13 protein-coding genes are annotated in these 13,296 nt (G+C 36.8%); all 13 read left to right on the plus strand.

Translation table 11 applies throughout. The annotated features are described in order from the left end of the window. Window positions 1-23 precede the first annotated feature (23 nt). The 13 genes from rbfA to GOM47_RS01980 all read left to right on the plus strand — a co-directional run bounded on the left by rbfA (window position 24) and on the right by GOM47_RS01980 (window position 13,068). Window positions 24-374, plus strand: a complete 351-nt coding sequence (rbfA, locus tag GOM47_RS01920) for a 30S ribosome-binding factor RbfA (RefSeq protein ID WP_001273601.1) — start codon at window positions 24-26, stop codon at window positions 372-374. A 215-nt stretch (window positions 375-589) separates the two neighbouring features. Beyond that, on the plus strand, window positions 590-772 hold the full coding sequence (locus tag GOM47_RS01925) for a hypothetical protein (RefSeq protein ID WP_235080896.1): 183 nt from the start codon (window positions 590-592) through the stop codon (window positions 770-772). Between the two features lie 260 nt (window positions 773-1,032). Next, window positions 1,033-1,266: a DUF1858 domain-containing protein gene (locus GOM47_RS01930; RefSeq protein ID WP_235080897.1), complete on the plus strand. Its 234-nt coding sequence runs from the start codon at window positions 1,033-1,035 to the stop codon at window positions 1,264-1,266. Continuing rightward, a complete protein-coding gene (locus GOM47_RS01935; RefSeq protein ID WP_235080898.1) occupies window positions 1,266-2,600 on the plus strand; it encodes a DUF438 domain-containing protein in 1,335 nt (444 codons plus the stop codon). The genes GOM47_RS01930 and GOM47_RS01935 overlap by 1 nt, the downstream gene beginning before the upstream one ends. 9 nt (window positions 2,601-2,609) lie before the next feature. Next, window positions 2,610-2,864 carry a DUF1912 family protein gene (locus tag GOM47_RS01940; protein ID WP_000119707.1) on the plus strand — a complete coding sequence of 85 codons (255 nt, stop codon included), beginning with the start codon at window positions 2,610-2,612 and terminating at the stop codon, window positions 2,862-2,864. A gap of 97 nt (window positions 2,865-2,961) precedes the next feature. Beyond that, complete coding sequence (locus GOM47_RS01945; protein WP_000038709.1) at window positions 2,962-3,357, plus strand: helix-hairpin-helix domain-containing protein; 396 nt, start codon at window positions 2,962-2,964, stop codon at window positions 3,355-3,357. A gap of 278 nt (window positions 3,358-3,635) precedes the next feature. Next, window positions 3,636-4,196 (plus strand): GNAT family N-acetyltransferase, encoded by a 561-nt coding sequence (locus GOM47_RS01950; RefSeq protein WP_235080899.1) that lies wholly within the window; start codon window positions 3,636-3,638, stop codon window positions 4,194-4,196. Further along, a complete protein-coding gene (locus tag GOM47_RS01955) occupies window positions 4,196-5,521 on the plus strand; it encodes an ABC transporter permease (RefSeq protein WP_235080900.1) in 1,326 nt (441 codons plus the stop codon). The genes GOM47_RS01950 and GOM47_RS01955 overlap by 1 nt, the downstream gene beginning before the upstream one ends. Window positions 5,522-5,547: 26 nt before the next feature. Next, on the plus strand, window positions 5,548-8,199 hold the full coding sequence (locus GOM47_RS01960) for a valine--tRNA ligase (RefSeq protein WP_235080901.1): 2,652 nt from the start codon (window positions 5,548-5,550) through the stop codon (window positions 8,197-8,199). A gap of 141 nt (window positions 8,200-8,340) precedes the next feature. Further along, the gene (locus GOM47_RS01965; protein WP_235080902.1) at window positions 8,341-9,579 is read left to right on the plus strand and encodes a hypothetical protein; all 1,239 of its coding nucleotides are present in this window, start codon (window positions 8,341-8,343) and stop codon (window positions 9,577-9,579) included. Window positions 9,580-9,589: 10 nt separating this feature from the next. Then, entirely contained in the window at window positions 9,590-11,461 is a 1,872-nt protein-coding gene (locus tag GOM47_RS01970; RefSeq protein WP_235080903.1) for an AAA family ATPase, read from the plus strand. A gap of 4 nt (window positions 11,462-11,465) precedes the next feature. After that, on the plus strand, window positions 11,466-12,035 hold the full coding sequence (locus GOM47_RS01975) for a hypothetical protein (protein WP_235080904.1): 570 nt from the start codon (window positions 11,466-11,468) through the stop codon (window positions 12,033-12,035). A gap of 7 nt (window positions 12,036-12,042) precedes the next feature. Further along, window positions 12,043-13,068, plus strand: a complete 1,026-nt coding sequence (locus GOM47_RS01980) for a hypothetical protein (RefSeq protein WP_235080905.1) — start codon at window positions 12,043-12,045, stop codon at window positions 13,066-13,068. The last annotated feature ends 228 nt before the right edge of the window (window positions 13,069-13,296 follow it).

Below are 13,296 nucleotides of genomic sequence, written 5' to 3' on the forward strand. Positions count from 1 at the left end.
TTCAAAGTAGAGAAAGGAATATCATGGCAAATCATTTCCGTACGGATCGTGTGGGCATGGAAATCAAGCGTGAAGTCAATGAGATTTTGCAAAAGAAAGTCCGTGATCCGCGTGTCCAAGGTGTGACTATTACAGATGTTCAGATGCTAGGTGACTTGTCTGTTGCTAAGGTTTACTACACCATTTTGAGTAACCTTGCTTCGGATAACCAAAAAGCTCAAATTGGGCTTGAAAAAGCAACTGGTACCATCAAACGTGAACTTGGTCGCAATTTGAAATTGTATAAAATTCCAGATTTGACCTTCGTCAAAGACGAATCCATCGAATATGGAAACAAGATTGACGAGATGCTACGCAATCTGGATAAGAATTAAGAAAGAGGGGGAGCCCTCTTTTTTGGTGGAGAAATGGCAATAAAAAATACTGGAGAATCTCTCTAGAGTAAAAAATTGTTAAAACGCTTTATAAAACTCAGCTTGTATGATAGTATAGAAATTGGAAAGAGTGAGATGAAATGATTTCTTATCAATAACTAGCTAGTCTGGTATAGCAATCAGCTAGAAACTGCAGCTAGACGAGGGAAGGTAATATGGGGTTCATTAAAATTCTAGCCAAGACCTTCGGGAATTACTTTTTTGTGATGCAAAGCATCAAAGTCCTGAAGAACATGAAAAAAGATGACAATGCTCTAGTAGGTTTCGGGAAAGTACTGATTGCTGACAAGCTGATGGATGTAGCTCAGTGGCTCGCAAAACCAGATGATAAGGAATAACTTGAAATGAAAGAAACTAGCAGGAATTCCACTGCTAGTTTTTTAATCTCTTCCTATATGGTATAATATAAGCAGAAAAATCGTTTTATACTCAATGAAAATCAAAGAGCAAACTAGGAAGCTAGCCACAGGTTGCTCAAAACAGTGTTTTGAGGTTGTGGAAAGAACTGACGAAGTCAGTAACCATACCCACGGTAAGGCGACGCTGACGTGGTTTGAAGAGATTTTTGAAGAGTATTAGAACATACATGGAGGTCGTCATGGATAATATCATCGATGTGTCAATACCCGTTGCGGAAGTGGTAGACAAGCATCCAGAAGTTTTGGATATTTTAGTGGAGCTCGGTTTTAAACCACTTGCTAATCCCTTGATGCGCAATACAGTTGGTCGCAAAGTATCGCTCAAACAGGGTTCTAAGCTTGAAGGAACTCCTATGGATAAGATTGTCCGCAAACTGGAAGCGAATGGCTACGAAGTGATTGGATTAGACTAATGGCAGATGAACGGATTCATATCCTACGGGATATTTTATTAGAATTGCACAATGGCGCCTCTCCTGAGTCGGTTCAGGAGCGTTTTGATGCGACCTTTACGGGTGTCTCAGCTATCGAGATTTCTCTCATGGAGCACGAGCTGATGAACTCAGATTCAGGAGTCACCTTTGAAGATGTCATGGAGCTCTGTGATGTCCATGCTAATCTTTTTAAAAATGCTGTTAAGGGTGTCGAAGTTGCAGATACCGAACACCCTGGCCACCCCGTTCGCGTCTTCAAGGATGAAAATCTGGCCCTCCGTGCTGCCTTGATTCGCATTCGGAGATTGTTAGATACCTATGAGTCTATGGAAGATGAGGAAATGCTGGCAGAGATGCGCAAGGGTTTGGTCCGTCAAATGGGACTTTTGGGGCAATTTGACATCCACTACCAGCGCAAGGAAGAGCTCTTTTTCCCCATCATGGAGCGCTATGGACACGATTCCCCTCCAAAAGTTATGTGGGGAGTGGATGACCAGATCAGAGAACTCTTTCAGACAGCTCTAGCGACAGCCAAGTCACTACCAGAAGTAGCGATTTCCACTGTAAAGGAAGCTTTCGAAGCTTTTGCGACAGAGTTTGAAAGTATGATTTTCAAGGAAGAGTCCATCCTCCTCATGATTCTCCTCGAGTCTTTCACCCAGGATGACTGGCTTCAGATTGCGGAGGAGAGCGACGCCTATGGCTATGCCATCATCCGTCCGTCTGAGAAATGGGTGCCAGAGCGCCAAAGTTTTGTTGAGGAAAAGAGTGCAGAGGAGCCCGTGCAGCTAGACACGGCTGAAGGCCAAGTTCAGCAAGTTATCGATACACCAGAAGGCCAGTTTACCATTACCTTTACCCCTAAGGAAAAGGAAGCGGTGCTGGACCGCCATAGTCAACAGGCTTTTGGGAATGGCTATCTCTCGGTCGAGCAGGCCAACCTCATCCTCAATCACCTTCCCATGGAGATCACCTTTGTCAATAAAGACGATATTTTCCAGTATTACAATGACAATACACCAGCTGATGAGATGATTTTCAAACGGACGCCGTCCCAAGTTGGGCGCAATGTTGAACTCTGTCATCCGCCCAAGTATCTAGACAAGGTGAAGGCTGTTATGAAAGGTCTTCGTGAAGGGGTCAAGGACAAGTATGAGATGTGGTTCAAGTCTGAGTCGCGAGGCAAGTTTGTCCACATTACCTATGCCGCAGTCCATGATGAGAACGGAGAATTTCAAGGAGTGTTGGAGTATGTTCAAGATATTCAGCCCTACCGAGAGATTGATACGGACTATTTCCGTGGATTAGAATAAGGAGAATCAATGAGTTACGAACAGGAATTTATGAAGGAATTTGAAGCATGGGTTAATACCCAGATTATGATCAACGATATGGCGCACAAGGAAAGTCAAAAGGTCTACGAAGAAGACCAAGACGAGCGTGCCAAAGATGCCATGATTCGCTACGAAAGCCGCTTGGATGCCTACCAGTTCTTGCTTGGTAAGTTTGAAAATTTCAAAGCAGGCAAGGGATTTCATGATTTGCCAGAGGGCTTGTTTGGTGAGCGAAACTATTAAAATTCAGATACTTTCTTGATTTTTTGCCAAAATCTTGATAGAATATCTTTATTAAATCCTTGTCAGAGCAGGGATTTTTTATTGAAAGGATTTTATCATGTCAAAGAAACTCCAACGTAAAAAACAATTGCGAAATAGCCTTCGTCGTTCAGGTGCATTTTCAACTACAGTGACCAAGGTTGTAGAAGAGACCAAAAAAGTCGTGAAACATGCAGAACAATCTGCCAGCCAAGCAGGAAAAGTTGTCTCTAAAAAAGTGGAACAAGCAGTAGAAGCGACCAAGGAACAAGCTCAAAAAGTGGCGAATTCAGTAGAAGATTTTGCAGCTACTTTGGGTGGCCTCTCAGTAGATCGCGCTAAGACTTTCTATGATGAAGGCATCAAGTCAGCTGCTGACTTCAAAAACTGGACAGAAAAAGAACTCCTTGCCTTGAAGGGAATCGGCCCAGCTACGATCAAGAAATTAAAAGAACACGGAATCAGCTTCAAGTAATTTTTCTTGTCCCTTGCATTTCCGTCAAAAACTTGCTACAATAAAGCCATCAGAGGTGTTTTGAATCCCACATTTTACAGAAAGTGGCGGTGCTGAGAAGTCCACAAATGTGTCAAAGCTGGTTTCTGATGGATAAAAAATGAAATAATATTGTCTTTTTATTATAAAGACGAGAGTTGCGGGCATCTGCCCGAAATTGGGTGGTACCGCGGATAAACACATTCGTCCCTGTCATGGATATGGCAGGGGCATTTTTTTATGGAAAGTGAGGGCTGAAGATGGAGCAAGCACAATTACCAGAACGATTAGAAACCGAACGGCTAGTGTTACGAGTCCGTACAGTGGCGGATGCAGTGGATATCTTTGACTATGCCAGTAGGCCAGAAGTTTCCTACCCAGCAGGCTTTCCGCCCGTCAAGACCTTGGAGGATGAGATTTATTATCTGGAGCATATCCTTCCCGAGCGCAATCAAAAGGAAAATCTCCCAGTTGGCTACGGAATTGTCGTCAAAGGAACCGATAAAGTCATCGGCTCTGTTGATTTTAATCATCGCCACGAAGATGATGTGTTGGAACTCGGCTACACCTTGCATCCAGACTATTGGGGTCTAGGTTATGTTCCAGAAGCAGCGTGTGCTTTGATTGACCTAGGTTTTATAAATTTGGGTCTTCACAAGATAGAATTGTCTTGTTTTGGATACAATGTCCAAAGTCAACGAGTCGCAGAGAAACTTGGCTTTACCTTAGAAGCTCGCATCCGGGACAGAAAGGATGTTCAAGGAAATCGCTGTGACAGTCTGATATATGGATTGTTGAAGAGTGAGTGGGAGAGGAAATAATGAATATAATGAACAAAATACTTTCATACGTCATAGCTTTAGTTCCAATCTTATTATTAATTTCTTTATTATTTTTACTACCTATTGTTTTTTTAATATCTTTAGTTCCAAATAATTATTTACCTACATCCCCGATTTGGATAATAGAAGGCTTGATAGGAATCTTAATATTAGGGTATGGCGCTAGGTTAAATAAATTGCCAATTAATTTAAAACCTAAAATAGTTTATTGGGCTTTGTTCATATTATCAATCATTATAGCTACTATATTAGCTCTATATTTCAAGAATTTACTAATTATTTCTATTTTTTGCCAGTTATTCTTGCTTATAACCTATGTTTTGATATTTGAACAAAGATTTACAGGCTTTAAAACTTATCTTCAAAGAAGTAGGAGTGCACTTGTAGTCTTCAATCTATTTGATACTTTTTTTGTTCTTTTATATTATTTTTTAAAATATATTATACGAAACAATAAGGATAAGGTTGATAATTTTTTAAATGAGTTACCAATAACTTATGTTACCATAGAGTGGATTTTTATTATTTTATCTATGTCTGTATTATTCATACTGTTGCCTGCCTTTAGAGGATATTTATCAGTTTGGTTTTATAAAAAACAAAATGGAATTCACAAACAATCAGGAAGAGTATTTTGGAATTCGAATATTACAGCATATGGTGTATCAATTATGTCGTTATGCCTATACATATCTATGTTTTTCCGAATCAGCTCTCTTAATGATAGTAGAGCCTTAGTTTACTTAATGCTTATGTCTTTTACTGTTTATTTTTGGACAATTGTTTGTGAAGGGATTGATAGAGGGGGAGAAGATAAAGAAAAAGTCTTATCGAATTGGGCTTTGATTGGTTTGTTGTCGATTTTTTTGATTCTTTTAGATCAGATTGAAAGTGATTTAATTGGCATTTTAACATGGTTTTTACCCATGCTATTGCCAACTTTTATAGGGGAAGTGAATAGCATAATACCAAAAGGTTATTCAAAGTCTCCTACCCCTTTTATGAAGAAACATCTTTACTGGCTACAAATGATGAGTTTTAATACATTGTTTATATTTAACATAATATCCTCTATATCAACGAAACAATTAATAAAAAATGAAAAAATAGAACAAATAAATGAATTGAAAATTTTTCTTATCTCTTTATTTGATAGCGAATCGTCTTCAAATTTTGCATCAGGAGTTTTGGTTTCATCTACTATGTTGTTAATTTCTATAGCTGTTGCTTATGGGCTAAGTAAATTAATTGTATATTTAATACGGAGATATTATATAGAGGCTTCAAATAGATATTTTAATTAGATTATATTTATAGAAAGGACAAACACATGTCTAAAGAACTTTCACCTAAATACAATCCAGCCGAGGTTGAGGCTGGTCGTTACCAAAAATGGCTTGACGCGGATGTTTTCAAGCCTTCAGGAGATCAAAAGGCTAAACCTTATTCGATCGTGATTCCACCACCAAATGTAACTGGGAAACTCCACCTTGGTCACGCTTGGGATACGACTTTGCAGGATATTATCATCCGTCAAAAACGTATGCAAGGATTTGATACGCTTTGGCTGCCAGGGATGGACCACGCGGGGATTGCGACTCAGGCTAAGGTTGAGGAGCGCTTGCGTGGTGAAGGCATTTCCCGCTATGACCTCGGTCGTGAAAAATTCCTAGATAAAGTCTGGGAATGGAAAGACGAATATGCCACTACTATCAAGGAACAATGGGGCAAGATGGGGCTCTCTGTAGACTACTCTCGTGAGCGTTTCACTCTTGATGAAGGTTTGTCAAAAGCTGTCCGCAAGGTCTTTGTCGAACTTTACAAGAAAGGCTGGATCTACCGTGGTGAGTTTATCATCAACTGGGACCCAGCAGCTCGCACAGCTCTTTCTGATATCGAGGTGATTCACAAGGATGTGGAAGGTGCCTTCTACCACATGAATTACATGCTAGAAGACGGCTCACGCGCCCTTGAAGTTGCGACAACTCGTCCTGAGACTATGTTTGGGGATGTTGCGGTTGCAGTCAATCCAGAAGACCCACGCTACAAGGACTTGATTGGTAAAAACGTCATCCTTCCAATCGCTAATAAATTGATTCCAATCGTTGGAGACGAGCACGCAGATCCTGAGTTTGGTACTGGTGTCGTGAAAATCACGCCTGCCCATGATCCAAACGACTTCTTGGTTGGTCAACGCCATAACTTACCACAAGTCAACGTCATGAACGACGACGGAACCATGAACGACTTGGCCTTTGAATTTGCAGGTATGGACCGTTTTGAAGCTCGTAAGGCCGTCGTTGCTAAGTTGGAAGAAATCGGTGCCCTCGTCAAAATCGAAAAACGAGTCCACAGTGTTGGTCACTCAGAGCGTACAGGTGTTGTGGTTGAACCACGCTTGTCTACACAATGGTTCGTCAAGATGGACCAATTAGCCAAGAATGCCATTGCCAACCAAGACACAGAGGACAAGGTCGAATTCTACCCACCTCGTTTCAACGATACCTTCCTCCAATGGATGGAAAATGTCCACGACTGGGTAATCTCCCGTCAGCTCTGGTGGGGTCACCAAATCCCTGCTTGGTACAATGCTGAGGGTGAAATATATGTCGGCGAAGAAGCTCCAGAAGGTGACGGTTGGACTCAGGACGAAGACGTTTTAGATACTTGGTTCAGCTCTGCCCTTTGGCCATTCTCTACCATGGGCTGGCCTGATGTCGACTCAGAAGACTTCAAACGCTACTTCCCAACATCAACTTTGGTGACTGGTTATGATATTATTCCGTTCTGGGTGTCTCGGATGATTTTCCAAGGTTTGGAATTTACTGGCAAGTCGCCATTCAAAAATGCCTTGATTCATGGTCTCATTCGTGATGAGCAAGGACGCAAGATGTCGAAATCTCTTGGTAACGGGATTGATCCAATGGATGTTATTGATAAGTACGGAACAGATAGCCTTCGTTGGTTCCTTTCAAACGGTTCTGCACCAGGGCAAGATGTGCGCTTCTCTTACGAGAAAATGGATGCGTCATGGAACTTCATTAACAAGATCTGGAACATCTCTCGTTATATTCTCATGAACAATGAAGGCTTGACCCTTGAACAAGCAACAGCCAATGTCGAAAAAGTTGTCAACAAGGAAGCTGGAAATGTCACAGATCGCTGGATTCTCCACAACCTCAATGAAACGATCGGAAAAGTCACTGAAAACTTTGATAAGTTTGAGTTTGGTGTGGCTGGACACATCCTCTACAACTTCATCTGGGATGAGTTTGCGGACTGGTATGTTGAGTTGACCAAAGAAGTCCTTTATAGCGACAATGAAGAAGAGAAAGTCATCACACGTTCTGTTCTCCTTTACACTTTAGACAAGATCCTTCGTCTCCTTCACCCAATCATGCCATTCGTGACAGAGGAAATCTTTGGCCAAATCTCAGAAGGATCTATCGTTACAGCGGAATACCCAACTGTCAACCCAGCCTTTGAAGACCTTGCGGCTCACACTGGTGTAGAAAGCCTCAAAGACTTGATCCGTGCTGTTCGGAATGCGCGTGCGGAAGTAAACGTAGCGCCAAGCAAGCCAATCACTATCCTTGTTAAGACAAGCGATAGCGACTTGGAAGCCTTCTTTAACAGCAATGTCAATTACATCAAACGCTTCACAAATCCAGAACACTTGGAAATTGCCTCAACCATCCCTGCACCTGAACTCGCAATGTCAAGCGTCATCACAGGAGCAGAAATCTACTTGCCACTCGCAGACCTCCTCAACGTCGAAGAAGAACTGGCTCGCCTCGACAAGGAACTTGCTAAATGGCAAAAAGAACTGGACATGGTTGGTAAAAAACTCTCTAACGAACGCTTCGTAGCCAACGCCAAACCAGAAGTCGTCCAAAAAGAACGCGACAAACAAGCTGACTACCAAGCCAAATACGACGCAACCGTCGCTCGTATTGATGAGATGAAGAAGTTGGTGAAATGAACATAGAAACACGGTGGAATGCCGTGTTTTTTTGTGGTATAATTAAAACAACTCTAATTGTTAATAAAGAAATACGAATTGAATAAAGTGAGAGCTATAATGTATAGATATGTGAACTATGTTAAAGAATACGGAAGAATTATGCAATTCAATAAAAATAAAGATATTTGTATACATAGATGGTATCCTTTTGTTGAGGGATACTCAAAGGAGTTTATTGAGGCTATAGTAAACGAACAGACCCAAAAGGTAGAATTCTGTTTAGAACCATTTTCAGGTAGTGGCACAACTGCTTTGGAATTATCTCTAAAGGGAATAAGCTGTATATCGTTTGAGGTAAACCCTTTTATGTTTACCTTGTCTAAAGCTAAACTAAAAGTTTCTCAATATAAAAGACGTACAATTAAGTCTCATATTTTAAAAATGAAGAAACACATAGCTTCTTTAAATGATAACGAGATTGATTTATATAGTGGATTTTCTACTTTAATTGAGGGAAAGGAAAAAAAGAAGTGGAATATAGATCGTGAAGTCTTTATTGCAATTGAAAAACTTAAGAGAGCTATTAATAGTCTATCGACAACATTATATAAAGAAGTTTACATTATTTGTTTGGCCAATATATTACTAGAATACAGTAATTTGTATCGAAACGGCAAGTGTTTATCTTACAAAAAAGATTGGAAAGAAAATTTATACTCACAGGAACAAGTAATAACAAGTTTTTTTAATTTTATTAATAATGTTATCATTGAGGATCTTGAGAGGCTGGAGACCAACAACTTTTCTAATCATGATTTATTATATTTAGGTGACACACGGAAACTAATTTTTGAGAATGTGGATGATAATTCTGTGGATTTAATTATTACTTCTCCTCCGTATCTGAATTCAAGGGATTATACAGATTCATATATGCTAGAATTAAAAGCGCTAGATTTTTTAACAAATTATAATGATATTAAAAAATTACGAGAGCAGACCATACGCTCACATGTCCAGTTAAAAATACGAAATCTAAAGGGGGTACAAAGTGAGATTCTTAAGTCTACTATATCTGAAATGGAGTTTCTTAGCAAAGATTCAGTAGCGTGGAATACGGAAATTCAAAGTATGATTATTGCTTATTTTGAAGATATGGAGACCATTTTTAATGGAATGTATCAAAAGTTAAAAAAAGGGCGGCGGGTCTATTTTAATGTTTCAAATTCTGCTTATTTTGGAGTGTTGATTAATACTTTAGAGATTTGCTCTGAAATTGCTGAAAATATAGGGTTTGAAGTTATTGAAATAAGAGAAGCACGTTACTTAAATTCAAGTCCTCAGCAAAAAGAAAAAATTGGCAAGTTACTTGAAGGTGTAATAGTATTAGAAAAATAGGAGAATATACATGGAAACATTTGCTTTACCTATTATTAAAAAAATGATTATAAAAAATTATGATTTATATTCTATGCCGTTCGAGATTAATTTTTCTAGAACACTGAATATTATTAAAGGTACAAATGGGACAGGAAAAAGTACATTGTTACAGATGATTTTGTATGGTGTTATTGGCCCATATACTTATGGAATAAAGTTTAAAAATTATCAGGGTAGAAAAAAGGGGACACGACCGATTTTATCAGAATCTTTTTTTAAAGATCGAATGAAAAATCAGTCTAAGGAAGCAGAGTTAATTATCGAATTTGAAGTTGCGAATAAAAATTTTAAAGTAGTAAGAAGTCTTTTTAACACAACACTTAAAGAATTTTCTGTGGATAATGAATTGTTTTCAGGAGAGAACTATAAATCCATTACCTATTTAACTTATGAAAAAAAATATGTTGATAAAGAAAATCCTGATTTACAAGAAATCACCACATATTTAATTGGTCAGTATAATAAAAGATTAGCAGAAGTAACCGGAGTACCTGGGGGATTTAATACTTTGGTGGAAATGTTTACTGATACAATTTTTTTTAGTGAAGATAGAGAGTATTCTTTTTGGAAAGAAGGAATGCAAGAATTATTAGTTAGTAAATATATACTAAGTTCAGAAGTTTATGAAAGCTATCTAAATGCACGTTCCGAAACTCAATATAAAGAGAGTAAGTATAAACAGGCGAGTGAGGCAATAAATTACGCGAGAAAATTTTTAAAACAAGAAAAAGAATCTCTACAAAAATTAGATGATGTTCAGGAGAACATAGTAGAGTTAGAAGAGCAAATCAAGGAAGTAGAGAAGAAAAATACTCAAAATTATAAAGAGTTACAGCAGAAACGAGACCAATTACTTAGTTATAGAAAAGATTACGAAAAATTGTTAGAAGAACAAAAATTGGTTTCTAACAATTTCTATAGGATGTTGTACTCTCCAAATTATGAGAGTTATTACCACAAATACTATAATATAATGGCGAATGATGAATGCCCATTTTGTGGTAAAAATCATAAATTTAATTTATCTTCCGATAGCTGTATTTTATGTCATGAAAAATTAGATAACAATAATGAGGAAGATGTTATAGAATTAGACATTAAAAGAAAACGGATAAATCAGGAAATTAAATCTAATAAAACAAAAATAGATGAAGTCACTGCTGAAATAGCTAGACTTGAGAAAGATGATTCTGAACTGTTAATAGAAAAAATTAATATTCAAAAAAAATTAGCTAAATTGGAGAAAACAAACTACGAAATTTCTGATAAAGATGAAGAGAGAATTGCTATTTTACAAAAAGACAAACAAATAGCTAAACGAGAACAAGTACAGGCTCTTGAAAACGAAAGAAAACTAAAGTTTAAAATTGACAATAGATTGGCTGAAAATTTCAAAACGTTTTCTGAACAGTTTCAGTTATATGGGAAAAAATTTTTTGGTGAAAAGAGGTCTATATATTTGCAACTTCCAACAAAAACTGCAGATAATATAGGGGGGAAAATGATAGAGGTTTATTTGGATGATGTGATAAGAGATGATTATTATTCATTATCTGAATCTCAAAGGATCTTTGTAGATTTATCTTTTAGGTTCTCAATTTTGAGTATTTTCCATGATCAGGCTTTGTTTTTATGTGAAACCCCAGATAGTTCATTAGACAAATATCATGAAAATAATGCTGTTTTTACCTTTATTAATTTTATTAATCAAGGAAACACATTATTTATTTCAGCGAATGAACGTGAAAGTCCTCTAATCAACGAGTTGACAATTTATTATAATGAATCGATAAATATAATTGATCTAACTAAAATTTCTAGATACAGTATTATGGAGTGATAAGATGGAATCTTTTCAAGAGACAGTTATGTTATTTATGTATGCAATCGGTAATTTAGATACCTATATAAATAAATTTACTTTGCAACGTTACGTATATCTATATTATGTAACAAGAAGTTTTTTACAAGACAATTCAGAAGAAGCGGTGGACATTGTTTTTGACAAACATCTAGGGGTTCGAATATTATACTTCTTTGAAGTATTAGATAGATTGGAAGCAAATAACGAGATTGAGATAAAGGGGAATAACATTTCTGCAACAAAGGATTTGATGGAAAAAATCAATCAATTTCCGAAAGAAGGCGCATTAAGTGATAAAAAAGAAGAAACGATTTCTTTTGTAAACTTATTGACATCTTATAATGATGATTTAATCTTTTCGTTAATTTTTAAAGAACCTAGTGCTACTGAAGCAGAAAGTAGAAATGAGAAAATAATAGTTTCTAAAAGTAAGTTATCTCAATTATTGACAGAGTTCTATGAACAAATTGACAATGGACAAATCGATAAGTATAACGTTCTGAGTCATTGGATGAATTTTATAATTCAAAAAACAGTAAGTGAGGGCTAGGAGAATTATGACTGATTTAATGAAAGATTTTTTGTCTTCGACAGATACATTTTCTTCGCATGAGGCAGAGTATACTATTCTTAGTGGATTGTTTTTTAGCTCTCAATTTTATACAAAATCATTTTTATTGGTAATGGATAAAATTTCAGATGTATCTAAGTATAAAAGTGAGATACAAAATACCATTTCAAGTCATTTTCGCGTAGATTCGATGAATATTTTTATACTAAAAGAGGGAAGAGTCACTTGTGAATATGAGGAAAGTGGGTGTGATAGTTCTGAGTTTAAAAACAAAGCCGCGCAGAATTATAAAAAAAAGTATGTATATTGTCAAACTGACAATGGTGTTGATTTATATAATGATGGGAAAATTGATAGTGAATTTTCAGAATTTTTTGGTGAAAAAAAGAGAATTGCAAAAGAAAACTCCACAAAATCAGATTTAAATGAATTGCCAGAAGTCTTAAAAAGATACCAGGTACTTAGAAAGATAGATAGGAAGGCTACTTTTTTTAGTGGAGATAAAATTGATAGCTCTCTTTTTGAACAAGATTTCAGAAATGATTTGTGGGATTTCTTAGATAAAAATATGAAAGGTCGTGTTACTTTTGAAGAAAATACATCTAAAAAAGCTGACGAACAGTCTGTAGATTTAGCTATAGCGGATAAAAATAATAGTATAAGTATAATTGAGGTTAAATTTATTGTTAAACCATGTTATTTTGACGGAATAGTACCTGAGAAAAAAGGTTATAGTTTTGTTAGGTTTAGAGATGGATATGAACAGTTAAATAGATATTGCCAAACTTTAGCAGCTGATAGTAGAAAAATTTATCAGTCATATCTTTATATGTTCTATGCACACGATAAAGTTGATAAAATAAAGGAGAAGTCCAAAAATTATTTAGAGGAACTATCAGATGTATGTCCTGCTTTTAGAAATTCCTATGCAGGAACAGTTTTAGATAATTTGTTAGAAAATTTTGATTATATAATTCAAAAACATAAAATTAGTCAGTGTTTAGAGAAATGAGGGAAATGGGATAGATTCAAGCTATTAGGCTAACTGACTTGAAGCGTAGCTAAGCTATAATTTTGAATAATGATTTTTGGGAAATAAGATATTATAACAATTGTACGTTTAGATAGAAGATTAAATATAAAGCTTTTCTCCTCCCTCCCATTTAACCTTTGACTATTCCGCAAAATTATCGTACAATAAAGAGTACATGATAAAATGAGGTCAGAGTCTGTTTGCTCT

The organism is Streptococcus oralis, assembly GCF_021497945.1.
GTDB lineage: Bacteria > Bacillota > Bacilli > Lactobacillales > Streptococcaceae > Streptococcus > Streptococcus oralis_BR.